Below are 22,861 nucleotides of genomic sequence, written 5' to 3' on the forward strand. Positions count from 1 at the left end.
TCGGGACGAGCGCTCGCTCCCGCTCGAGCCGACTACAGCTTCTCGATCGGGGCGATCTTGATGAGGAGCTTCTTCTGGCCCGCGGCGTCGAAGGCGACGTGGGCAACCCGCTTGGAACCCTCGCCTGTGACGGCGAGGACGCGTCCCTCGCCGAAGTCGGTGTGGCGGATGCGGTCGCCCGCCGCGAGTTCGAGGTCGCCGTTGTCCCTGACGGTGCCCGTGACGGCGTTCGGCCATACCTTCTTCTCGGCTCGCGGCAGGGCGAAGCCGCCGTCGCGGTCGTTGTTCGGTCCCTTCCACCCGCGCGGCCCGTTGAGCGCCCCGGGACCGAAGCCGCCGCGCGAACGCGCTGTTCCGGGCGACTGACGCCACTCGATGAGGTCGTCCGGGATCTCCTGGAGGAAACGACTCGGCATCGCCACGGCGGTCTCGCCGAACTGGGCACGCGACATCGCGAGCGAGAGGTGCAGCTTCTTGCGTGCGCGGGTGATGCCCACGTAGAAGAGACGCCGTTCCTCGGCCGGGCCGCCCGGTTCGTTCGCGGACATCTTGTGCGGCAGGAGTTCCTCTTCGACGCCTGTGAGGAAGACCGCGTCGAACTCGAGCCCCTTCGCCGTGTGCAGCGTCATGAGCGATACGGTGCCGGACGAGTCGTCGAGCTCATCGGCCGCAGCGACGAGCGACACCTCGGTGAGGAAGTCGACGAGCGTCCCGTCGGGGTTGTTGCGCTCGTACTCCTTCGTGACGGCGACGAGTTCCTCGATGTTCTCGGCACGAGCCTCGTCCTGGGGATCGCGGCTCATGCGGAGGGCGTCGACGAGCCCGCTCTTCGTGACGAGCAGCGTGAGCACGTCGCTCACCTCTCCTTGAGCGGCGAGGGCTGTGGCCTCGTCGAGGAGCGCGCTCAACGTGCGGATGGAGCCGGCGACCTTCGGGCCGAAACCGAGGGTGTCGGCCTCGCGGAGCGCCTCGCGCAACGACGTCTCGGCGTTGTCCGCGAAGTTCTGCAGTTGCGTCTCCGTCGCGGGGCCGATGCCGCGCTTCGGGGTGTTGAGGATGCGTCGCACGGCGAGGGCGTCCGCCGGATTCACGACCGCCGTGAGGTAGGCCATGGCGTCCTTGATCTCGGCGCGCTCGTAGAACTTCGTGCCACCCATCACGCGGTACGGCAGCGCCGAACGGATGAAGATCTCCTCGAGCGCTCGCGTCTGGGCGTTGGTGCGGTAGAAAACGGCCATCTGGCTGTACGCCATGCCCTCGCGATGGAGCTTTTCGATCTCGTCGGCGACGAACTGCGCCTCGTCGTGACCGGTGTACCCCGTGTAGCCGACGATCTTGTCGCCGTCGCCGACGGCCGTCCACAGCTTCTTGTCCTTGCGGTCGAAGTTGTTGGAGATCACCGCGTTGGCCGCCGAGAGGATGTTCTGCGTCGAGCGGTAGTTCTGCTCGAGCAGGATGACGGTCGCACCCGGGAAGTCACGTTCGAACTCCACGATGTTACGGATGTCCGCGCCGCGGAACGCGTAGATCGACTGGTCCGAGTCGCCCACCACGGTGAGCGAAGCTCCGGGGATCGAGCCGTCGCCCGTGCGGACGGGGGTGTCGAAGCCCGCCCGCGCCACGACGTCGGCCGGAACGGGCCGCGTGAGTTCGCGGATGAGCGAGTACTGCGCGTGGTTCGTGTCCTGGTACTCGTCGACGAGGACGTGGCGGAAGCGCCTCTGGTACAGCGCGGCGATGTGCGGGAATGCCCGGAACAGGAAGACCGTCTGACTGATGAGATCGTCGAAGTCGAACGCGTTGGCCGCCGTGAGCTCGCGCGTGTAGCGGCGGAAGATCTCGAGGAAGGCGACCTCGTTGGGGTCGCCGACGTTCATGTTGCGGGCGAACGAGTCGACGTCGCCGAGTTCGTTCTTGAGCTTCGAGATGCGTGCACCGGCGTTGGCGGGGGTGAAGCCGAGGACGTCGGCGTCGAGGTCCTTGATGATGCGCTTGAGCAGCACGCGCGAGTCGGCCGAGTCGTAGATCGTGAAGCCCGATTTGAAGCCGAAGTTCTCGGCCTCACGGCGCAGGATGCGCACGCAGGCCGAGTGGAACGTGGAGATCCACATGCCGTCGGCCTCGCGGCCGACGAGGTGGCCGACACGTTCGCGCATCTCGGCCGCAGCCTTGTTCGTGAAGGTGATGGCGAGGATCTGGCTGGGGAAGGCCTCACGCGAACGCAGCAGCCCCGCGATGCGGCGCGTGAGCACGCTCGTCTTGCCCGAACCGGCTCCCGCCACGATGAGCAGCGCAGGGCCGCGATATTCGACGGCTTCACGCTGCTGCGGGTTGAGCCCGTCGAGGAGCGGGTCGCCGCGGCCGTCGCCCTGTGCCCGGCCCGTCCGCACCGGGGTCGACGAATCGACGATCAGCGGTGTCACCGATTCGCGAGAGGAGGGGGTCTGGGCGGGAGAAGAGCTGCTCGACATGTCCCCTCCAGTCTACCGGCGGGGTCCGACACTCCTTCGTCGCCCAGGTGCACGGAGCACGGCAGACGAACGGTCAGCCGCGACGGTCGACGAGAGCATCCCGAGCGGCGACACCGAGGTCCGTGTGGTCGACGAAGACGCCGTCGATACCCGTGCCGAGCACCGCCTGGAACTCGGACTGCCAGTCGCCGAAGGCGTCCGCAGCACCCCGCCGGAACCGCGGCGCGAGGAAACGGTTCTCGGCCCGGAGCGTCCACGCGTAGGCGGTCAGCCCCCGAGCGTGCAGTCGATCGACGAGATCCGTCGTCCCGGCAGCGTCGTCGTCGCCCAGCACGAGCGGCTTGTCGACGCTCACGCCGTGCACCACGCCGACGAGGGCGTCGAGGCCCGCGTCGGTCAGCTCCGCCGCGTACGTCGTCGCCGCGCCGCCGTCGCGCGCGACGAGATCCGCCGCCGCTCCGGAGCGCTCGACGAGGTAGACGAACTCCGCGGAGACGCCTCGCGCGGCGAGCCCCACGAGCACCGTCTTCTCGAAGCTCTCCACGACCAGCTCGGACCGGCCGTTCCAGCCGATGCGGGAGAGTTCGGCGGCGACCAGCTCGTCGAGCGGCAGCCCGAGGCCCTCGAAGTACGTCGCGTGCTTGATCTCGACGGTCATCCCGAGCGGGCGCCCCTGCTGCTCCGCCGCCGCATCGACGACCTCGGCGAGGTCGCTCAGCCGGAGGACGCCCTGCGTTCCGTCGAACGACGCCGACGACGGACGCACGCCGGGGATCCTCTCGCGGACGGTGAGCGTGCTGAGCTCCTCCCACGTGAAGTCCTCGGTGAACCACCCCGTGAGCTCGGCGTCGTCGACCGTCTTGGTCGTCCGCAGGTGCGCGAACTCGGGTCGATCGGCGACGTCCGTCGTCCCGGAGATCTCGTTCTCATGACGCAGCACGAGCACGCCGTCCTTCGTCGCGACGACGTCGGGCTCGACCGAGTCAGCCCCGAGGGCGAAGGCGAGCTCATAGCTCGACCGGCTGTGCTCCGGACGATACCCGGGAGCACCTCGGTGACCGATGATGAGAGGAGTCGCGCGAGAGGCTGACGGCATGACCCCAACCCTAACGAGCGAGCCGGTCGCGAGAGGCCCGTCAACCGGTGGACGACCTCCGTTCACACCCGGTTCTGCCCCGGAAAGACGCGGGAATCGCAAGCAGTCTCTCAGCGTTGTGGGATAGCGTGGACGCATCGCTCCCGCACAGGAAGCGCCGCATCCCAGCCGCACCGACTGAGAGTAGGACTACAGCAATGGCTTCCAACAACCCCGCCTTTAGAAACAACGCGTTCCAGGGGGGTCAGGCTGCGACGCTGAACCACGCGCAGCAGGGCCTCAGCGCCGAGGAACTCGTCCAGATGTACAACCGGCCGGCGGCGGGCTCCACGCAGACGGATCGCATGACCGTCGAGGACACGATCGCCAAGACGGGCATCTCCTTCGGAGTCCTCCTCGTCGCGGCCGTCGTCGGATGGATCATCCCGGTCCTCGCCGTGCCCGCCGCGATCGTCGGGTTCGTGCTCGCCCTCGTCAACATCTTCAAGCGCGAGCCGTCTCCCGCGCTGATCCTCGCCTACGCGGGCGCTCAGGGCCTGTTCGTCGGCGGCATCTCGAGCTTCTTCGAGATGCAGTGGCCCGGCATCGTCAGCCAGGCGGTCATCGCGACGCTCGTCGTCGTCGGCGTCACGCTCGCCCTCTTCGCGAGCGGCAAGATCCGCGCCTCGAAGCGTGCGACGAAGATCTTCCTGATCGCGATGGTCGGCTACGCCGTCTTCTCGCTCGTGAACGTCGGCCTCGTCATGTTCGGCGCGATCGACAGCCCCTTCGGTCTCAGCAGCCAGGTCGAGATCATGGGCATCCCCCTCGGTGTCCTCCTCGGCGTGTTCGTGGTCCTCATGGCCGCGTACTCGCTCGTGCTCGACTTCGACATGATCCAGCAGGGCGTGCGCAACCGCGCTCCCCGCAAGTACGGCTGGTCCGGCGCCTTCGGCATCATGGTGACCGTCATCTGGCTCTACATGGAACTGCTGCGCATGTTCGCGATCGCTCGCGACTGACCGACGCGTCACCAACACGAAGGGCCGGGAGGATTCTCCCGGCCCTTCGTCGTTCCCGCTTCACGAGCGGGAACGGGTGCTCATTCCCACTCGATGGTTCCCGGTGGCTTCGACGTGACGTCGAGCACGACGCGGTTGACGCCGTCGACCTCGTTCGTGATGCGGTTCGAGATGCGCGCGAGCACGTCGTACGGCAGTCGCGTCCAGTCCGCCGTCATGGCGTCTTCCGAAGAGACCGGGCGCAGGACGATCGGGTGGCCGTACGTGCGACCGTCGCCCTGGACGCCGACCGAGCGGACGTCGGCGAGCAGCACGACGGGGCACTGCCAGATCTCGGTGTCGAGACCGGCCGCCGTGAGTTCCTGGCGCACGATGGCGTCGGCCTCGCGCAGAAGGTCGAGACGCTCTTGCGTGACCTCGCCGACGATACGGATACCGAGGCCCGGACCGGGGAACGGCTGACGTCCCACGATGACCTCGGGGAGACCGAGCTCGCGACCGATCGCGCGCACCTCGTCCTTGAACAGGGTGCGGAGGGGCTCGACGAGCTCGAACTGCAGGTCCTCCGGCAGACCGCCGACGTTGTGGTGGCTCTTGATGTTGGCCGTGCCAGTGCCGCCACCGGACTCGACGACGTCCGGGTACAGCGTGCCCTGCACGAGGAAGCCGATGGGATCGCCGTCCTCCTCGACCGATTCCGCGATGAGGTCGGCCTGGGCCTTCTCGAAGGTGCGGATGAACTCGCGGCCGATGATCTTGCGCTTCTGCTCGGGGTCGCTGACGCCGGCGAGCGCCGTGAGGAACTGCTCGCGTGCGTCGATCGTGACGAGACGGACACCCGTCGAGGCGACGAAGTCCTCCTCGACCTGGCGGCGTTCGTCGCGTCGCAACAGACCGTGGTCGACGAACACGCAGACGAGCTGGTCTCCGACGGCCTCGTGCACGAGCGCGGCGGCGACGGCCGAGTCCACCCCGCCGGAGAGGCCGCAGAGCACCTTGCCGGTCCCCACTTGGGCACGGATCCGCTCGACCTGGTCGGCGATGACGTTGCCGGGATTCCAGTCGGGGTCGATGCCCGCTCCGCGGTGCAGGAAGTTCTCGATGACGCGCTGGCCGTACGCCGAGTGCTTCACCTCGGGGTGCCACTGGACGCCGTAGAGGCGACGCTCGTCGTTCGCGAAGGCCGCCACGGGCGTCGACGCCGTCGAGGCGAGCACCGTGAACCCCTCGGGGGCCGCGGCGACGGAGTCGCCGTGACTCATCCACACCGTCTGGTCGGCCGGCTGATCGTGGAGCAGGGTGCCCCCCTCGATCGCGACGTTCGCATCGGTCGAGCCGTACTCCCGCGCTCCCGTGCGAGCGACGGTGCCGCCGAGTGCGGTCGCCATCACCTGGAAGCCGTAGCAGATGCCGAGCGTCGGGACGCCGAGGTCGAACACCGCCGGGTCGAGCGACGGCGCACCCTCCTCGTAGACGCTCGACGGACCGCCCGATAGGACGATGCCGACGGGGTTCCGCTCGGCGATCTCCTCCGCGGAGATCGAGTGCGGCACGATCTCGGAGTAGACGCCGGCCTCGCGCACGCGGCGTGCGATCAGCTGGGCGTACTGGGCTCCGAAATCGACGACGAGGACGGGCCTCGGGCCTTCGGGAAGGTGGTCGGTCATGCTGTCGTGGCCTCCACTGACGGGGACGACGCCGCGGTTCGGCGTTCGAGGTACGAGGTGACCTCGCGGCCGATCCGGGCCTCGAGGAAGAAGGAGAGCAGGGGGACGATGCCGCCTGCCGCGATGAGCAGGAACTTCCAGAAGGGCCAGCGCATGAGCGACCAGAGCCGGAAGTCGCTGAAGAGGTAGACGACGTAGAACCAGCCGTGAGCGATGAGGATTCCGGTGGAGAGGTTCACGGCGACGGCCGTGTCTCGCGGAACGAAGGCGAGGACGCCGTAGGGGCCGCCGAGCTCGAGCTCGTAGCCGAGGCCGTACTTGACGATCATCTCGAGGCACAGCAGGAGGAGCATCACGCCCGTGATGATCGACGCGACCTTGTAGAAGCGGAGGGCACCGCGGACGCGCGGCAGGTCGCTTTCGCGTGGTTCGAGGGGCATGGTGCCAGTTTAGTCGTCCGTCGCCGTAGCGACCGTCACGGGCCGGACGACTCCGCGAGCGCCTTCTCCTCGGCCTCGCGCTCCCACGCGTCGCGACCGAGGCGGTACCAGAAGTACACGGCGAAGCCCGCGAAGACGACCCATTCGACGGCGTAGAAGACGTTGAGCCAGTTGAGAGTCGTCTGCGCCTCGGGACGCGGCGAGAAGACGGGGTCGAGCCCCGTCGGGGCGTCGGCCGAGATCAGGTTGACGCTGTAGATCTCCGGCGACGCCGTCTCCTGCCAGATGTTCACGAGGGCCGCTTCGGAGAGCGTCGTCATGGCGAAGGGGTCGTCGACGTCCTCGTCCGGGAGCTCAGGCGCCTCGGAATCGACGATGCGTCCCGTGAGGGTGACGACGCCGGCGGGCGCGCCGCCGGCGTTCCACTCGTCCGCCACGCGCGTCGCCGTCTCCTCGTCAGCGGTCCAGCCGAGCGCCACGGGGAGCGAGGGCCCGGCGGCGTCCTCCCCCGTCGCGAGGTGCCCCGCTACCCACCACCCGGTCTCGCCGTCGTTCACGCGATCGTCGATCACGAGGAAGTCCCCGCTCACCCACTGCCCGGTGACGTCGACGAGGCGACCGACGTCGTCCGTGCGGATCGGTTCGGCGGGGCGGACGACCTCCTCCATCCGCGTCGGCAGCTCCTCCGCACCGATCGCGAGCCCCGGATCGTTGGAGTCGACCGCGCGCGACAGCTGCCACTGGCCCAGGGCGGCGAACGCCCCGGCGATCACGAGAGCGAGGGCGAGCAGCGCGAGCCACCGCGGGGTCGCGAGGGTGCGCCACAGCGGCGCGTCGGGCACGATGCGGTCCTCGTCGACGAGGGGATCAGTTCGTGTCACGATGACCACCCGCCACGGGCTCGTCACGCTCGTGATCGGACGAGGAGCGTTCTCCGGGCTCCCCCGACATCGCCGCCTCCACGAGCGCGATCTCCTCCGCCGTCATGGCGTTCGGGCGAGCCGCGCGAGGCGTGGTCGCGGTCGAACCGGCGGCGCCGCGGCGCTTGCGACGCCGACTGCCGAGGAGGACCCCACCGATGCGCTCGGACTGCGCCGCGAGCATGGGACCGCCGATCGAGAGGATGAGGACGTAGAGTCCGGCGAACGGCTGGATGCGTTCGTCGAGACCCGCAGAGAGCGAGAGCGTCGCGAGGATGAGCGCGAATTCTCCACGGTTCTGCAGGATGACCGTCGTGTTGATGCCCTCCTGGGCGCCGAGGCCGTTCAGTCGGGCGACGACCTGGCCGGCGACGATGTTGAGGACGACGGTCATGAGCACCGCGGCGAGCACGGGCACGAGCACCCCGCCGAACGCCGAGGCGTCGAGCGCCAGCCCGAAGTTGAGGAAGAAGAAGGCGCCGAACACGTCGCGAAGCGGCACGGCGATCGTCTCGATCCGGTTGCGGAACCGCGTCGCCCCGAGGACGAGGCCGATCAGGAATGCCCCGATGGCGTCGGTCACGCCGAGGAGTTCGCCGATGCCGCCGAACAGGACGGCGAGCCCGAAGAAGAGGATCGTGAACAGCTCGTCGTCCTTCGTCCGCATGAGTCGCGAGACGACGCGACCGCCGAACCGCGCGATGGCGAACATGACGACGATGAACGTGAAGGACAGCGCGAGCCGACCGACGACGGGCCAGAGTTCCGTCTCGCCTGAGAGCACGACACCGACGATCGCGAGGTAGATCGCGATGAACACGTCCTCGACGACCGTGATCCCGAGGATCATCGGGGTCTCCCGGTTGGTGAGACGACCGAGCTCGATGAGGAGCTTCGTGACGATCGCACTCGACGAGGTCGCCGTGATGCCCGCGATGATGAGGGCCTCCGGCGTACCCCACCCGACGAGGAAGCCGAAGCCGAGCCCGACGGCCATGTTGACGAGGATGTACGTGCCACCGGAGACGAGCAGCTTGCCGGCGTTGCCGAAGAACTCGTCCTGGTCGAACTCGAGCCCGAGGTTGAACAGCAGGAGGACGAGACCCATGACCGCGATCAGCCCGATGTAGTCGCCCTCGAGGTCGAGCGGGAACCAACCCGTGTAGGGGGAGGCGAGCAGACCCACGAGCATATAGACGGGGATGGCGGGGAGCCCGATGAGCTTCCCCAGACGCCCGAGGCCCCACGCGAGGACGAACAGGAGCCCGACGACGACCATGTCGGCGCCGAAATGCGATCCCTCGACGGCGGCGGCAAGCGGCATGCGCTAGTTCCCGGGCGACGCGTCGACGGGAGCCTTCTTCGCCTCTCCCGTGCGGAAGAACGAGAACGCCTTCGCCACCTTCTCCGGGCTGCCCGCGACGACGAGGATGTCGCCAGGGAAGACGCGGAAGTCGGCCGCCGGAGCCGGGTTGGTCGATTCGCCGCGCACGACGGCGACGACCGTGAGACCGATGATGCCGTGCTCGGCGGGGTCGCCGAGCGGCTGGCCGGCGATGTGGTCTTCGTAGTCGACGGTGAACCAGTCGATCGAGAGGCCGGGAAGCTGATCGAGCGCCGTGAGCGACTCGGTGATGCGTGTGCCGCCGAGCAGCTCGGCGAGCGTGTGCGCCTCGTCCTCCGAGAGCCGCAGCGACACCTTGGTGGCGTCCGAGCCGTCCTCGTCGTCCGAGAACGTGATGAGGTCGCTGTGGCCGGAGCGGTGGGCGATGACGCCGACCTTGCCGCCGTCGTCGGTGATGAAGGAGTGCAGGACACCGACACCGGGGAGTTTCACCCTCCGAACGTCGACCATCGCACCCTCCTTCTCTCGAGTATCTCCAGCCTACCCGTCCGGCGCGGCGCGCCGTCCGGGTCGGGCGGTCCCGCCGTACGCCTCACGCGAAATCCCCTCCCCACACAGTCACACCCGCACGAGGGCGCCATGTACGAGAGGCGCCCCCGGTACCAAGGAGGCGCCCTCGGAGCGTATGGCAACCTGTCGTTGACAACCGACAGCGTGCCCCACCGACACCCAGCTCCGCCACGTCGTGTCACACCGAGGATGAGCACCGCCATCCTCTGGGCATGCCATCACTCTTCGAATCACCGCACATCCCCTTCGAGTTGTCCTCCGCACGTCGCACGAGTGGCCGCGCACGACCGACCGACCCGCGACTCGACCTGCAGCGTGTGCGTCGCGGCGTCTACATCCCGAGCAACGACTGGGCCGGCATGGGCCACGATGAGCGCTATCGCGCCTTCATACACGCGACTCTCGCCTGCTCACCGACGACGCCGACGCTCAGCCACTACTCCGCAGCAGCATTGAGGCGCCTTCCGATCGTCGGCGGGTGGCCCGAAACCGTCCACACGGTCGTCTCCGAGCGCGGCGGCGGCCGATCGAGCGGCGTCTACACGCGACACCGAACCTCTCATTCGCCCGAGGTCGACGTGATCGACGGCGTCCGCTGCACGAGTCTCGAGCGGACGATCGTCGACGTCGCACGAATCGGCTCCCGCGCCTCCGCGCTGTCGATGGCGGACCACGCCGTCCGACTCGGCCTCACGACCAGGGATCGCTTGCTCGAGGAGGATCATCGACTCGGAACGGGTCGCGGGTCGCATCAGTCACGGACTCTGCTCGCCATCGTCGCCCCCGAGGCCGCGAACGGAGGGGAATCCCTCGTCCGTCTACTCCTTCATGACGCGGGATTCGTCGCTCCGACCCTTCAACTCCGGGTCGATGACTGCGACGGGCTCGTCGGATTCGTCGACTTCGCGTGGCTCGACGCCGCAATCGTTCTCGAATTCGACGGCATGCGGAAGTATGCGGCTCCCGAATACACCGATGGAGCTCCCGAGGAGGTGGTCTGGCGCGAGAAGCGCCGAGAGGACCGGCTCCGAGCCCTCGGTCTCCGCGTCGTGCGGGCGACGTGGGGCGATCTCACGGGGCCCGCCCCTCGACTCTTCGACCTGGTCAGTCGTGCAGGAGTCCCCCGACGGCGCCTCGGCGGCAACGAGGGCGCCAGGTAGACCTGGCGCCCTCGTACGGGTGTAGCTCTTTGGGTCAGTCGGTCACGGAGGCGATGTCGGGCGCTTGCAGACGGACGCGGTCGGCCGAGGCGTCGTCCGGCTGCTCTTGTGACAGGCGTTCCGCCGCGACACGCTTGAGGTAGTTCTGAACCTCGCTCTGCGTGCGCCCCTCGTCCCACCCGAGGACCTCCGACATGAGGGCCGCCGCGACAGGTGCAGCGGAGACGCCGCGGTCCCACGCCTCGATCGAGATGCGCGTGCGGCGCGCGAGGACGTCCTCGAGGTGCAGTGCTCCCTCGTGCGATGCGGCGTACACGACCTCGGCCTGAATGTAGTCGTCGGCGCCCGGCAGCGGCTCGGCGAGCTCCGGTCGGGTGCGCACGAGGTCGAGCAGCTCGTCGGTCAGGACGCCGTAGCGATTCAGGAGGTGCTCGATCCGCACCTTGTGCACGCCGAACGCTCGCGCGATCTTCCCGCGCTTGTTCCAGGCCGCCTGATACCCCTCGGCTCCCAGGAGGGCGATGTCCTGCGTCGTCGACGGCGGGATCTTGCCGTCGAGAGCGTCGGCCGCGGCATCGATGGCGTCCTTCGCCATGACGCGGTAGGTGGTCCACTTGCCGCCGGCGACGACGACGAGTCCCGGCACCGAGTGCGTGACGATGTGCTCGCGCGAGAGCTTCGAGGTCTGGTCGCTCTCACCCGCGAGGAGTGGTCGGAGTCCGGCGTAGACACCCTCGACGTCCTCGCGCGTGAGGGGGACCGCGAGCACCTGGTTGACGTGCTCGAGGATGTAGTCGATGTCGGCGGCCGTCGCCGCGGGGTGCGCCTTGTCGAGGTTCCAGTCGGTGTCCGTCGTGCCGATGATCCAGTGCCGACCCCACGGGATCACGAAGAGCACGCTCTTCTCCGTGCGGAGGATCATGCCCATCGTCGATTGGAAGCGGTCGCGCGGTACGAGGAGGTGCACGCCCTTCGAGGCGCGGACCTTGAACTGGCCCCGCTCCCCCACCATCGCTTGCGTGTCGTCCGTCCAGACGCCCGTCGCGTTGACGACCTGCTTGGCCCGGATCTCGAAGCGCTCGCCCGTCTGGAGGTCGTGGGCCTCGACGCCGACGACGCGCTGCCCGACCTTCACGAAGCCCTCGACCTTGACCCGGCTCGCGACATGGGCGCCGTAGAACGACGCCGTGCGGGCGAGAGACGAGACGTAGCGGGCGTCGTCGACCTGGGCGTCGTAGTACGTGAGGCCACCCGTGAACGCGCTCGCGGCGAGCGACGGGATCGATCGCTGGATCTGACGCTTCGTCACGTGGCGGTGGTGGGGGACGCCGGGGGGACGCCCTCCCGAGTAGCTGAAGATGTCGTAGAGCAACATCCCCGCACCGATGTAGAAGCGCTCCCACACCGGCTTCGTGAGCGGGTAGAGGAACCGCACCGGCTTCACGAGATGGGGGGCGATGCGCTGCAGCAACAGCCCACGCTCGATGAGCGCTTCACGGACGAGCCCGAAGTCGAGCTGCTCGAGGTAGCGGATTCCGCCGTGCACGAGCTTCGAGGACCGGCTCGACGTGCCGCTCGCCCAGTCGCGTGCTTCGAGGAGGCCGGTCGAGAGGCCGCGCGTCACCGAGTCGAGGGCGGCTCCCGTGCCGACGATGCCGCCGCCGATGACGAGGACGTCGAGCTCCTTCGACGTGAGCGCCTCGATCGCCGCCGCTCGCTCCTCCGGGCCGATCTTGTTGGACCGGGATACAGAATTCTGGGCCATCGTCGCCTCCAGGCGTGCTCGTCGGGAACCTCTCGGCTCCGTTTTCGACGCTACTGCACGGGGTAGGGGGCGACAACCACTTCCACTCGCTGGAACTCTTTGAGATCGCTGTATCCCGTCGTGGCCATCGACCGGCGCAAGGCGCCCACGAGATTGGCGCTCCCCTCGGCTGTCGTGGCGGGTCCGTAGAGGACCTCCTCGAGCGAGCCGACCTGGTCGACCGACACGCGACGACCGCGCGGCAGCTGCGAGTGGTACGCCTCGGTACCCCAGTGGAATCCGCCGCCGGGGGCGTCGGTCGCCCGAGCGAGCGTCGTGCCGAGCATGACCGCGTCGGCACCGCAGGCGATCGCCTTGACGATGTCGCCGGCCGAACCGAGACCACCATCGGCGATGACGTGCACGTAGCGCCCGCCGGACTCGTCCATGTAGTCGCGACGCGCGCCCGCGACGTCGGCGACCGCCGTCGCCATGGGAGCGTGGATGCCGAGGCTCGCTCGCGTGGTCGAGGCGGCTCCGCCACCGAAGCCCACGAGAACTCCCGCCGCGCCCGTGCGCATGAGGTGCAGTGCTGCCGTGTAGGTCGCGGCGCCGCCGACGATGACGGGGACGTCGAGCTCGTAGATGAACTTCTTGAGGTTGAGGGGCTCCTGGTTCTTGGAGACGTGCTCGGCGGAGACCGTCGTGCCGCGGATGACGAAGAGGTCGACACCGGCTTCGACGACGGTGCGGTAGAGCTCCTGCGTACGCTGCGGCGACAGGGCTCCCGCGACCGTCACACCCGCTTCGCGGATCTCCGCGATGCGTTGGGTGACGAGTTCGGGACGGATCGGGGCGGCGTAGAGCTCCTGCATCCGAGCCGTCGCGCGCTCAGCGGGGAGCGAACGGATCTCGGCGAGGACGGGCTCCGGATCCTCGAACCGCGTCCACACACCCTCGAGGTCGAGGACGCCGAGTCCGCCGAGCTGCCCGATCATGATCGCCGTCTGCGGAGAGACGACCGAGTCCATCGGCGCCGCGATGATGGGCGTGGCGAACTGGAACGCGTCGATGCTCCACGTGACCGACACGTCCTCGGGGTCACGCGTGCGCCGGGACGGCACGATCGCGATGTCGTCGAACGAGTATGCCCGGCGGGCGCGCTTGGCGCGGCCGATCTCAACTTCCATGCTCACCAGCCCAGCCTACCGGCGTGGGCCCCCGGGAACGGGATCGGGCTCGCCCGCGATGTGCGGACGAGCCCGATCGGAGCACCACCGGGATGCGGTGGCGTCGCGTTTCTCAGCGGCGGTAGTTCGGCGCCTCGACGACGATCTGCACGTCGTGCGGGTGCGATTCCTTGAGACCGGCCGCCGTGATGCGCACGAACTTGCCGCGCTGCTTCAGCTCCTCGATCGTGCGGGCGCCGACGTAGAACATCGACTGCCGGAGCCCGCCGATGAGCTGGTAGGCGACGGCGGAGAGCGGTCCCCGGTAGGGCACCTGACCCTCGATGCCCTCGGGGATGAGCTTGTCGTCGCTCGGCACGTCCGCCTGGAAGTAGCGGTCCTTCGAGTACGAGGTGCGCTCGCCCCGCGTTTGCATGGCACCGAGCGAACCCATGCCGCGGTAGTTCTTGAACTGCTTGCCGTTCACGAAGACGAGGTCTCCGGGGCTCTCGTCGCAGCCCGCGAGGAGCGACCCGAGCATGACGGTCTCGGCTCCGGCGACCATGGCCTTCGCGATGTCGCCCGAGTACTGCAGGCCGCCGTCCGCGATGACCGGGACGTCGTACTCGCGTGCGGCGAGGTAGGCCTCGTAGACCGCCGTGACCTGCGGGACGCCGACGCCGGCGACGACGCGCGTCGTGCAGATGGAGCCCGGTCCGACGCCGACCTTGATGGCGTCGGCTCCGGCCTCGGCGATGGCGCGAGCGCCTTCGCGCGTGGCGACGTTGCCGCCGATGACGTCGACGCCCGCGAAGGCTGGGTCGGACTTCAGCCGACGGATGAGGTCGATGACGCCGGCGGAGTCGCCGTTCGCCGTATCGACGACGAGCACGTCGACTCCCGCGTCGAGGAGCGCGAGGGCGCGCTGCCAGGCGTCGCCGAAGAAGCCGATCGCGGCACCGACGCGCAAGCGGCCGTTCTCGTCCTTCGTCGCGAGGGGGTACTTCTCGCTCTTGTCGAAGTCCTTGACCGTGATGAGGCCCTTGAGCTTGCCGGCCTCGTCCACGAGCGGCAGCTTCTCGATGCGGTGCTGGGCGAGGAGCGCCACGGCGTCCTCTGGGCTGATGCCGACGGGGCCCGTGATGAGCCCGTCGCTCGTCATGACATCCGAGACCTTGGTCGTCGACTTCTCGAAGCTCGCGACGAATCGCATGTCGCGGTTCGTGACGATGCCGACGAGCGTTCCGTCGGCGTTGATGACCGGCAGACCCGACACGCGGAACTGCCCGCACAGGGCGTCGACCTCTGCGACCGTCGCGTCGGGAGTCGTCGTGACGGGATTCGTGATCATTCCGGACTCGCTGCGCTTCACGCGATCGACCATCTCGGCCTGATCGGCGATCGAGAGGTTGCGATGGATGATCCCGATGCCGCCCTCGCGCGCCATGGCGATCGCCATGCGCGCCTCCGTCACCGTGTCCATGGCGCTCGACAGGATCGGTGTCGCGACCCTGATGCGCTTCGTGAGCCGAGACGACGTGTCCGCCTCGCTCGGGATGACGTCGGTGTGCGCCGGAAGCAGCATGACGTCGTCGTAGGTGAGTCCGATAAAGCCGAAGGGGTCGGTGTCCATTGGCGCCTCTCAGTGTGCGATGTTCCCGCGGTCGAGCGGGCGCAGTCATCGGGCCCGGCCGGTTTGTTCCATCTTAAAGCTCAATACACGCTCGGCTATTCCCACAGTGCATAATTACGGCACGCCTTTCGACTACGGCGCGAAACATGACCGTCATGTAGAGGACGTAGCCTCAAGCACCGTCACATGGCACTGGACGAGGCACCGGCGACAACGCCGTCGCCCTCTTGGAGGTAAATCCTTGCACGCAGCTAGAACAACGGGACTCGTCCCGCGGCCCGTCGCCCTCGTCCTCGCGACGCTCTTCGCGGCGCTCGCGCTCCTCGGTATCGGCACGTCGGCGGCGTCGGCATCCACCGACCCCAGTGAGGAGCCCGCGGGTCCCGTCCTCTCCATCGGCGGAATCCTCCGCGACGGTGACGAGCCCGTCGAGGGCGTCGACATCGACGTCGAGGGTGGCGGGTTCTCCGAGACGGCGACGTCCGACGAGAACGGCCGCTGGAGCGTCGAGGTCCCCGAGAAGGGCGATTACACGGTCACCCTCGACACGGACACGCTCCCCGACGGGATCGAACTCCGCGATCCCGACCGCACGAGCGCGGACGTGTCCGCGGACGAGTGGCAGACGAGCAGCATCTCCCGCCTCTTCCCCCTCGGAGAGGACACCCGACAGACCTCGGGATTCTTCGACCTCTTCATGCAGCGATTGGTCTCGGGCCTCAACTTCGGTCTGCTGGTCGCCCTCGCGGCGATCGGCATCACCCTCATCTTCGGCACCACGGGCCTCAACAACTTCGCCCACGGCGAGCTCGTGACGTTCGGCGGCATCCTCGCCTGGGTCTTCGCCGTCCTCCTCGGGCTCAACATCTTCATCGCGATCCCCATCGTGGTCATCCTCGGAGCAGCGTTCGGGTACGTGCAGGACACGGTCCTCTGGCGTCCGCTGCGCAAGAAGGGCGTGAAGCTCGTCCAGGCGATGATCGTGAGCATCGGGCTCGCGCTCCTTTTGCGCTACTTCTACCTCTTCAACGTCGGCGGCGACACGAAGACGATGAATGTCGGGCTCTCCGACGCCGTCGTCCTCGGGCCGGTGCGCATCACGACGGGATCGATCCTCAGCATGGTGCTGTCGGTCGTCGTGCTCGTGGCCGTCGCGCTCTTCCTCACACGGACGCGCATCGGCAAAGCGACCCGCGCGGTGTCCGACAACGCGGCACTCGCGGCGGCGTCGGGAATCGACGTCGACCGCATCATCCGCATCGTCTGGGTCATTGCCGGCGGTCTCGCCGCTCTCGCCGGCGTCATGCTCGCCCTCTACCGCCAGGTCTCGTGGGACATGGGCTTCCAGGTCCTGCTCCTGATGTTCGCGGCGGTGACCCTCGGCGGGCTCGGCTCGGCGTATGGGGCGCTCGTCGGCTCGATCGTGGTCGGCCTCTTCGTCGAGCTGTCCACTCTCGTCATCCCCGCAGACCTCAAGTACGCGGCCGCACTCATCGTCTTGATCTTCGTTCTGCTGCTGCGCCCTCAGGGCATTCTCGGCCGCCGCGAGCGGATCGGCTAGGAAGGAAATCATGGACTGGGGAAACATTCTCGGCAACGCCGTCGGCGAGCTCATCAGCCCGACCACCGCGGCCTACGCCCTCGCCGCCATCGGCCTCGGCGTGCACTTCGGCTACACCGGCCTGCTGAACTTCGGTCAAGCGGCCTTCATGCTCATCGGGGCGTACGGGTTCGCGATCCCGACGATCGAGTTCGGCGCGCCGCTGCCCGTCGCGATCCTGTGCGCTCTCATCGCGTCCGTCCTGTTCGCACTGTTCCTCGGGATCCCAACGCTGAGGTTGCGCGCGGACTACCTGGCCATCGTGACGATCGCCGCCGCTGAGGTCGTCCGGTACATCGTGACGACGACCGGACTGACGGAGGTCACCGGAGCGGCGAACGGTCTGAGCGGGTTCAAGGGAACCTTCGCCGCGAGCAATCCGCTCCCCGAGGGCACATACGGCTTCGGACCGTTCACCTACAACTCCTACGACTGGTGGGTACGCATCGTCGGCTGGGGCCTCGTGATCCTCGCGAGCGTCCTCGTCTTCCTGCTCATGCGCAGCCCGTGGGGCCGCATCGTGAAGGGCATCCGTGAGGACGAGGACGCCGTGCGCAGCCTCGGCAAGAACGTCTTCTCGTACAAGATGCAGGCACTCGTCATGGGTGGAGTCATGGGGTCGATCGCCGGCATCATCTTCATCCTCCCCCGCGCCGTCCAGCCCGCGAACTACACGACCGGCCTGACGTTCTTCATCTGGACGATCATGCTCCTCGGCGGAGCGGCAACGATCTTCGGTCCCATCATCGGCGCGATGATCTTCTGGGTCGTCCTCTCCCTCACCCAGGGCGTGCTCTACGGCGCCATCGAGTCCGGATTCCTCGGATTCCTGTCCACGACGCAAGCGGGCCAGATCCGCTTCATGCTCGTGGGGCTGGCCCTCATGCTGCTCGTGATCTTCAGACCACAGGGCATTTTCGGCAACAAGAAGGAGCTGAGCTTCAGTGTCTAGCGACAACGCCGCGGGTGGAACGACGGCGCCCGCCATCCCTTCGACCCACCCGCTCGTGTCGGGCACCGTCGGCCCCGGATGTGCGAAGGTCGACCCGATCGTCGTCGCCGACGGCGTCTCACGGACCTTCGGCGGCCTCACCGCCGTCGACGTCGCGCACCTCGAGATCCCGCGTGGGAAGATCACGGCACTCATCGGCCCGAACGGCGCCGGCAAGACGACGATGTTCAACCTCCTCACCGGCTTCGACAAGCCCAACACCGGGACGTGGAACTTCAACGGCCGCTCCCTCGCGGGAGTGCCCGCGTTCAAGGTCGCGCGTGCCGGCATGGTGCGGACGTTCCAGCTCACGAAGTCGCTCGGCCGCCTGACGGTGCTGCAGAACATGCTGCTCGGGGCGACGAAGCAGCCCGGTGAGAACATCTTCACGGCTCTCGTGCGTCCGCTGTGGAAGTCGCGGGAGGCCGAGATCACGATCAAGGCCGACGAGCTGCTCGCACGGTTCAAGCTCGACGCGAAGCGTGAGGACTACGCCGCATCGCTCTCGGGCGGTCAGCGCAAGCTCCTCGAAATGGCACGCGCGCTCATGAGCGATCCGGAGCTCATCATGCTCGACGAGCCCATGGCGGGTGTGAACCCGGCCCTGACGCAATCGCTCCTCGGCCACATCAAGAACCTGAAGTCGGACGGTACGTCCGTCCTGTTCGTCGAGCACGACATGCACATGGTCACGCACATCTCCGACTGGGTCATCGTCATGGCCGAGGGCAAAGTCGTCGCCGAAGGCCCGCCGGAGACGGTGATGAAGGACCCCGCGGTGATCGACGCGTACCTCGGCGCTCACCACGACACGGATCTCGGCGACCTCACGGGCGGTCCCGACCTCGTCGAGGATGCGCGGGCCGCAGCCGAAGAGGTCCACGAGCACAAGCACCACGAGGAGGACAAGTCATGAGCGACGCGAGCATCCAGGCGTCCGGTACCGCGACGGCCGAGCGTCCCGAGGCGGTCCTCCGCACCGAGGACCTCGTCGGCGGTTACCTCCCGGGCGTCAACATCCTGAACGGCTGCTCGATCGACGCCTACCCCGGCGAGCTCATCGGCATCATCGGTCCGAACGGCGCCGGCAAGTCGACGCTCCTCAAGGCGATCTTCGGCCAGGTGAACATCCGCGGCGGCAAGGTCACGCTCAAGGGCGAGGACATCACGGGGCTCAAGGCGAACAAGCTCGTCGCGAAGGGCGTCGGCATGGTCCCCCAGAACAACAACGTCTTCCCGACGCTCACGATCGAGGAGAACCTCGAGATGGGGCTCTTCCTCAAGCCCTCGCTCTTCGCCGAGCGGTTCGAGTTCGTCGCCACGTTGTTCCCGGAGCTCGGCTCGCGCCGCAAGCAGCGGGCGGGTTCCCTGTCGGGAGGCGAGCGACAGATGGTGGCCATGGGCCGAGCGCTCATGATCGACCCGTCCGTGCTCCTGCTCGACGAACCGTCGGCCGGACTCTCCCCCGTCCGACAGGACGAGACGTTCCTGCGCGTCCACCAGATCAACCGGGCTGGCGTCTCGGTCATCATGGTCGAGCAGAACGCGCGCCGCTGCCTGCAGATCTGCGACCGGGCGTATGTCCTCGACCAGGGCCGCGACGCGTACACGGGCACGGGCAAGGAGCTCGCCCAGGACCCGAAGGTCATCGAGCTCTACCTCGGGACGCTCGCGGCGGATCAGGGGCACTAGAACGCGTCTGCGCCCACGCACGAGGAAGGCCCCCGGACGTTGTCCGGGGGCCTTCCTCGTGCGTCCACCACGTCCACGACGTCGTGAGCGCTTCTTGAGGACGCTCTCCGCGCGTCGATGACGCATGACGAGCCCGTGCGCGCCCTCGCAGCGCGCCCACCTCGCCCCTCCGCGGCCATCGCCGGGGATCCTCAGTCCGAAGACACTACTCGGATACCGGCCGGAGGTGCGCCCTGGCGACACGAACGGGGCGCCGGATCCGAAGATCCGACGCCCCGTCGTGGAGGTGGAGCGACTTAGCCGAGCGAGCCGAACTCGCTCGTCACGGGGGCGTAGGTGTTGCCCTCGCCGTACTGGTAGATGCCGATGTAGGCCTCGGTCGGGTCACCGTTCTCGTCGAACGTGATCGGACCGGAGACACCGTCGTAGTCGATGTCCGTGCCGTCGGCGAGGAGCGTGGCGCACGCGTCGAACGACTCGCACTTCTCACCCTCGGCGGAGACGGCCTGCAGCTGGCTCTGGATGCCGGGGCCCGAGGCGTCGTCCGCGGCGATCGCGGCGAGAGCCATGAGCATGACGGCGTCGTAGGACTCCGCGGCGTAGCTGTAGTCGGTCAGCTCGGAGTTGATGCCGAGGAGGCGCGACTTGAAGTCGTCGTTCGCGAGCACGCCGGGGAGGGTGCCCTGAGCACAGTTGAGGGTGCCCTCGTCGAAGTCGGCCGAGTAGTCGGCGAGGTTGCCGTCGACGAAGTAGACGTCCTCACCCGGGAAGCCCTGGGTGCCGACGAGCTCGGGGACGATGACCTTCGTCTGGTCGAACGCGATAAGCGCGATGGCGTCGGGGTCCTCCGCCATGACGGCGTCGATCTGCGAGCTGAACTGGCTGTCACCCTCGTTGAACGCCTCTTCGGCGACGATCGTTCCGCCGGCCGACTCGACGGCCGTCTTCACGTTCTCGGCGAGGCCGGTACCGTACGCGTCGTTGAGGTAGAGGAGACCGATATTGGTCGCGCCGTCATCGACCATGAGGTTGCCGAGCACGCGCCCCTGGAGGACGTCGGACGGCGCGGTGCGCCAGTAGTAGCCGCCGTCGTCGTAGGTCGTGAAGTCGGGCGAGGTGTTCGCCGGCGAGATCTGGACGACCTGAGCGCCCGTGACCTGGTCGATGAAGGTGAACGAGACGCCGGAGGACGCGGCACCGACGATGCCGGACACGCCCTGGCTGAGCAGGTCGGTCGCCGACTGCGTCGCGATGTCCGTCGTGGTGTCACCCGAGTCGCGGTGGATGACGGCGGCGTTTCCGCCGAGCACACCGGTCTCGGACGCGTTGATGTCCGCGATGGCGAGGTCGACGCCCGCGATCTCGGGCGGGCCGAGGAACGCGAGCGTTCCCGTCGTGGGCAGGATCGAGCCGAGGGTCAGGGTCGTCTCGCGGTCCTGAGCCGCGGTGATCTCCGCGGGCTCGAGCTCCGTCGTGGTCTCGGCGGCTTCGGGTCCACATGCCGTCGTGCTCGCGTCGGGCTCTTCCTCGTCGGTTCCTCCGCCGGTTGCCGAACAGGCGGTCAGCAGCAGCGTGCCGATACCGACCGTGGCGATACCGACGCCGACGCGTCGGCGGAGTGAACGCGAGGGGCTCGCGAATGCGCTCATGGTGCTCCTTCAATTACCTCAAATAGAGAAGATCGCGGCGGCAGGGTCTACCGACGCGTGCAGCCAAAGCTAATGGCGGGCCGAACCAGAAACAATACGGTCCTGTTACGGCCGTGTAACGCGACCCAATCGTTACATTCCGCGGTCGACGGGTGTGCTTCCTGCGGAATCCGTCGCGGCGGAACGGCGCGACACCGGAGTTCGCGGTGATCGGCTCGCGAGCACGAGATCGACGACGAGGACGACGAGGGCGACCCAGACGAGGCCGAACCCGACCCATCGCTCGAGGGGCATGTCCTCATGCTGGATGGCCACCCCGACGATGAACTGGAGGACGGGGGCGAGGAACTGCACGAGCCCCATCGTGACGAGCGGGAGCCGCCGGGAAGCCGAGGCGAAGAAAAGGAGGGGCACCGCGGTGATGACTCCCGACAACACGAGGAGCACGACGTGGGCGGGGCCCGCTGCACCGAAGGTGATGCCCGTCGTCAGCGACACGAGGACGAGCCCAGCGACCGCGAGAGGGATGAGGGTGAGGCTCTCGACGGTGAGCCCGGACAGCGCGTCCACGGTGCCGCCGACGCGCTTCTTGATGTACCCGTAGAGCGAGAACGACGTCGCGAGGATGAGCGCGATCCACGGCACGTCCCCGTAGCCGACGGCGAGCACGACCACCGCGACGGTCGCGATCCCCACGGCGACCCACTGGGCGCGACGCAACCGTTCGCGCAGGAGGACGACGCCGATGATGACCGTGAAGATCGGGTTGATGAAATATCCGAGCGCCGCATCGACGACGTGGCCGGTGAGCGCTCCGAGGACGTACGTCTGCCAGTTCACGAAGATGAGGAGGGACGCGACCACCATGACCGCCATGGTGCGTCGGTCCCGGAGGATCGCGAGGAGCCGGCCCCACGTGCGCGTCACGAGCAGCAGCGCAAGGCAGAACACGAGGGAGAAGACGATTCGCCAGGCGACCACCTCGATGGGGCCGGCCGGGACGAGCAGGAGGAAGAACACGGGGAGCAGGCCCCACAACACGTAGGCGCCCGCCGCGTACGCGAGCCCGCCGTGGGCCTCGACACCTCCGGGGCCGTTCGTCGGCGATGCGCCGATCTCCGTTCCCCGTCTCGTCACCGTCCGATCCTACCGGCGGGCATCGATCGACCGGTCGCATCTGGCGGCCCTCCACCCGCGAGATCCCGCCGGATTCGAGCGCCGCGGGAAACGAGACGGGCCCGCTCGACCGGAGTCGAGCGGGCCCGTCGGGCTGAAGAGGATCGTCAGCGGACGACGACAGCGAGGACGTCGCGAGCGGACAGGACGAGGAACTCGTCACCGCCGAACTTCACCTCGGTTCCGCCGTACTTGGAGTAGAGCACCCGGTCGCCGACGGCGACGTCGAGCGGAACGCGGTTCCCGTTGTCGTCGATGCGGCCGGGGCCGACGGCGACGACTTCACCCTCCTGGGGCTTCTCCTTGGCGGTGTCCGGGATGACCAGACCGGAAGCAGTCACCTGCTCCGCCTCGACCTGCTGGATGACGATGCGATCCTCGAGCGGCTTGATGGAGACCGACACGGTTGACCTCTTTCTTGTGCGAAGACTGAAGTTAGCACCCTCACCCTGAGAGTGCTAACGCCAGTCTACGGATGCGCTGGCACTCGTGCAACGTGAGTGCCAGCACTCGTACACGCGCTGGTAGCGTTGCGGG

Annotated in this window: 19 protein-coding genes; 6 read left to right on the top strand and 13 right to left on the bottom strand. The window is 67.9% G+C overall.

Annotated elements, in window-relative coordinates:
- Nucleotides 1–32: 32 nt before the first annotated feature.
- Nucleotides 33–2,471, bottom strand: coding sequence for an ATP-dependent helicase (locus tag ELQ90_RS11335; RefSeq protein ID WP_128495394.1), 2,439 nt, complete (start codon nt 2,469–2,471; stop codon nt 33–35).
- Nucleotides 2,472–2,544: 73 nt separating this feature from the next.
- Entirely contained in the window at nt 2,545–3,567 is a 1,023-nt protein-coding gene (locus ELQ90_RS11340; protein ID WP_128495395.1) for a glycerophosphodiester phosphodiesterase family protein, read from the bottom strand.
- Between the two features lie 197 nt (nt 3,568–3,764).
- On the opposite strand from ELQ90_RS11340, the gene ELQ90_RS11345 reads away from it, so the two are divergent.
- Entirely contained in the window at nt 3,765–4,568 is an 804-nt protein-coding gene (locus ELQ90_RS11345; protein WP_128495396.1) for a Bax inhibitor-1/YccA family protein, read from the top strand.
- 80 nt (nt 4,569–4,648) lie between these two features.
- Here ELQ90_RS11345 and guaA read toward each other — a convergent pair whose 3' ends face one another.
- The 5 genes from guaA to ELQ90_RS11370 are packed head-to-tail and all read right to left on the bottom strand — an operon-like array spanning nt 4,649 to nt 9,450.
- Complete coding sequence (gene guaA, locus ELQ90_RS11350; RefSeq protein WP_128495397.1) at nt 4,649–6,235, bottom strand: glutamine-hydrolyzing GMP synthase; 1,587 nt, start codon at nt 6,233–6,235, stop codon at nt 4,649–4,651.
- A complete protein-coding gene (locus tag ELQ90_RS11355) occupies nt 6,232–6,675 on the bottom strand; it encodes a DUF3817 domain-containing protein (RefSeq protein ID WP_128495398.1) in 444 nt (147 codons plus the stop codon). Before ELQ90_RS11355 ends, guaA begins: the two co-directional genes overlap by 4 nt.
- A gap of 35 nt (nt 6,676–6,710) precedes the next feature.
- Entirely contained in the window at nt 6,711–7,556 is an 846-nt protein-coding gene (locus ELQ90_RS11360; RefSeq protein ID WP_166409003.1) for an SURF1 family protein, read from the bottom strand.
- Nucleotides 7,543–8,919, bottom strand: coding sequence for a cation:proton antiporter (locus tag ELQ90_RS11365; RefSeq protein WP_128495400.1), 1,377 nt, complete (start codon nt 8,917–8,919; stop codon nt 7,543–7,545). The genes ELQ90_RS11360 and ELQ90_RS11365 overlap by 14 nt, the downstream gene beginning before the upstream one ends.
- A 3-nt stretch (nt 8,920–8,922) precedes the next feature.
- Nucleotides 8,923–9,450, bottom strand: coding sequence for a cation:proton antiporter regulatory subunit (locus ELQ90_RS11370; RefSeq protein ID WP_128495401.1), 528 nt, complete (start codon nt 9,448–9,450; stop codon nt 8,923–8,925).
- A gap of 272 nt (nt 9,451–9,722) precedes the next feature.
- On the opposite strand from ELQ90_RS11370, the gene ELQ90_RS11375 reads away from it, so the two are divergent.
- Nucleotides 9,723–10,670 carry a hypothetical protein gene (locus ELQ90_RS11375; RefSeq protein WP_128495402.1) on the top strand — a complete coding sequence of 316 codons (948 nt, stop codon included), beginning with the start codon at nt 9,723–9,725 and terminating at the stop codon, nt 10,668–10,670.
- A 34-nt stretch (nt 10,671–10,704) separates the two neighbouring features.
- Here ELQ90_RS11375 and ELQ90_RS11380 read toward each other — a convergent pair whose 3' ends face one another.
- From ELQ90_RS11380 to guaB, 3 genes are all read right to left on the bottom strand, one after another.
- Complete coding sequence (locus tag ELQ90_RS11380; protein WP_128495403.1) at nt 10,705–12,435, bottom strand: glycerol-3-phosphate dehydrogenase/oxidase; 1,731 nt, start codon at nt 12,433–12,435, stop codon at nt 10,705–10,707.
- A gap of 50 nt (nt 12,436–12,485) precedes the next feature.
- On the bottom strand, nt 12,486–13,604 hold the full coding sequence (locus ELQ90_RS11385; RefSeq protein ID WP_128495550.1) for a GuaB3 family IMP dehydrogenase-related protein: 1,119 nt from the start codon (nt 13,602–13,604) through the stop codon (nt 12,486–12,488).
- A 112-nt stretch (nt 13,605–13,716) separates the two neighbouring features.
- Nucleotides 13,717–15,216: an IMP dehydrogenase gene (gene guaB, locus ELQ90_RS11390; RefSeq protein ID WP_128495404.1), complete on the bottom strand. Its 1,500-nt coding sequence runs from the start codon at nt 15,214–15,216 to the stop codon at nt 13,717–13,719.
- Nucleotides 15,217–15,457: 241 nt separating this feature from the next.
- Between guaB and ELQ90_RS11395 the strand changes: the two genes are divergently transcribed.
- From ELQ90_RS11395 to ELQ90_RS11410, 4 genes are read left to right on the top strand one after another with little or no spacing between them, the layout of a single operon-like run.
- On the top strand, nt 15,458–16,777 hold the full coding sequence (locus ELQ90_RS11395) for a branched-chain amino acid ABC transporter permease (RefSeq protein WP_243696144.1): 1,320 nt from the start codon (nt 15,458–15,460) through the stop codon (nt 16,775–16,777).
- A 10-nt stretch (nt 16,778–16,787) separates the two neighbouring features.
- Nucleotides 16,788–17,768: a branched-chain amino acid ABC transporter permease gene (locus ELQ90_RS11400; RefSeq protein WP_128495406.1), complete on the top strand. Its 981-nt coding sequence runs from the start codon at nt 16,788–16,790 to the stop codon at nt 17,766–17,768.
- A gap of 34 nt (nt 17,769–17,802) precedes the next feature.
- Entirely contained in the window at nt 17,803–18,723 is a 921-nt protein-coding gene (locus ELQ90_RS11405) for an ABC transporter ATP-binding protein (protein WP_128495551.1), read from the top strand.
- The gene (locus tag ELQ90_RS11410) at nt 18,720–19,499 is read left to right on the top strand and encodes an ABC transporter ATP-binding protein (protein ID WP_128495407.1); all 780 of its coding nucleotides are present in this window, start codon (nt 18,720–18,722) and stop codon (nt 19,497–19,499) included. The genes ELQ90_RS11405 and ELQ90_RS11410 overlap by 4 nt, the downstream gene beginning before the upstream one ends.
- 296 nt (nt 19,500–19,795) lie before the next feature.
- Here ELQ90_RS11410 and ELQ90_RS11415 read toward each other — a convergent pair whose 3' ends face one another.
- The 3 genes from ELQ90_RS11415 to groES all read right to left on the bottom strand — a co-directional run bounded on the left by ELQ90_RS11415 (nt 19,796) and on the right by groES (nt 22,728).
- A complete protein-coding gene (locus ELQ90_RS11415; protein WP_128495408.1) occupies nt 19,796–21,148 on the bottom strand; it encodes an ABC transporter substrate-binding protein in 1,353 nt (450 codons plus the stop codon).
- A 132-nt stretch (nt 21,149–21,280) separates the two neighbouring features.
- Nucleotides 21,281–22,285, bottom strand: a complete 1,005-nt coding sequence (rarD, locus tag ELQ90_RS11420) for an EamA family transporter RarD (RefSeq protein WP_424980813.1) — start codon at nt 22,283–22,285, stop codon at nt 21,281–21,283.
- 146 nt (nt 22,286–22,431) lie between these two features.
- Complete coding sequence (gene groES, locus ELQ90_RS11425) at nt 22,432–22,728, bottom strand: co-chaperone GroES (RefSeq protein WP_128495409.1); 297 nt, start codon at nt 22,726–22,728, stop codon at nt 22,432–22,434.
- Nucleotides 22,729–22,861 lie beyond the last annotated feature (133 nt).

Source organism: Labedella phragmitis (assembly GCF_004078635.1).
In the GTDB taxonomy this organism is placed as follows: Bacteria; Actinomycetota; Actinomycetes; order Actinomycetales; family Microbacteriaceae; genus Labedella; species Labedella phragmitis.